Source organism: Segatella salivae DSM 15606, from assembly GCF_000185845.1.
GTDB lineage: Bacteria > Bacteroidota > Bacteroidia > Bacteroidales > Bacteroidaceae > Prevotella > Prevotella salivae.
The window spans coordinates 1-962 of the sequence record NZ_GL629677.1 but is presented as its reverse complement, the minus strand read 5'-3'; the positions used below and the strand labels follow the sequence as shown (position 1 = coordinate 962).

General features: G+C 44.6%; 1 protein-coding gene. It reads left to right on the top strand.

The window, feature by feature from the left end:
- Positions 1 to 162: 162 nt before the first annotated feature.
- Positions 163 to 962, top strand: an 800-nt coding sequence (locus HMPREF9420_RS12800) for a DUF4099 domain-containing protein (protein ID WP_007136163.1), incomplete at its 3' end; no start/stop codon positions are given.

Sequence of the window (962 nt, the reverse complement as noted above, 5' to 3'; positions counted from 1 at the left end):
CGTTTAACACGTATATATAATGTTTTATTTATCAATCTTTATAATGGTTAACTTCATATTCTTTCCTTTTATTTCCCGCTTTTCCCAAAAGTGTTCCAATCTCTTTATATACCTATAATTTAGCTGCTTGATAACAGTATTCACCATTAAAATTATCAAGCAATGGAATCAAACAGCAATGACAATTATGTGCTGGTCTTGGAAGACCGCACGGAAGTAAAGAACGAAAAGGAAACAGGAAAACTCTCCGTAGTTTCTGGTATTGACGACAAGGGAAACCTTAAAACAACAGAGGCTGTCGCTGCCAACCAAGCGGCATTCTTGAAGTTCAACAACAAGGATGGACTTCTGAAGAATTTCATGGCCAACTTCCTCAAACAGTTTAATAATCCGACTCATTTCGGGTTGTACAAGGTCGTAGCAGACAATGTGGAACAGGGCGTGGACAACCTGCGTACCATGCTGCAAAACCGCGAGAGGCTCGAAAGCAAGCAGCAGCTGGCAGAGATTGGGGTGTCCTTTGATGATTATCTGCCGCAAAAGAAGAATACCACTGCCATCGACCCCGAGAAAGTGGACTGGAAGATGCTCGACAACCTTGGACTGTCCCGTGAGAGATTGGAACAGGGCGGAGAACTGGAAAAAATGCTTAACTGGCAAAAGACCAACCTCGTAACGATTGCCGTTCCCATTGGCGACACGACCATCTACACCGAAGCCCGCCTTGCGTTCCGTACGGACGATAGCGGCAATGTCGGTTTGGCAATTCATCCTTTGAGAAAAGAGCCACAGCTTGACTTTCCCTATATGGGTTACAAGTTCTCTCCTGAAGAAAAGGAGGCACTTCTCACTACGGGCAATCTGGGTAAAACCATCGAAGTGACTCCCAAGAACGCTGAACCTTTCTCTGCATACGTTTCTATTGACCCACAAACGAATGAAATCATTGCTTTGCGTGCCGA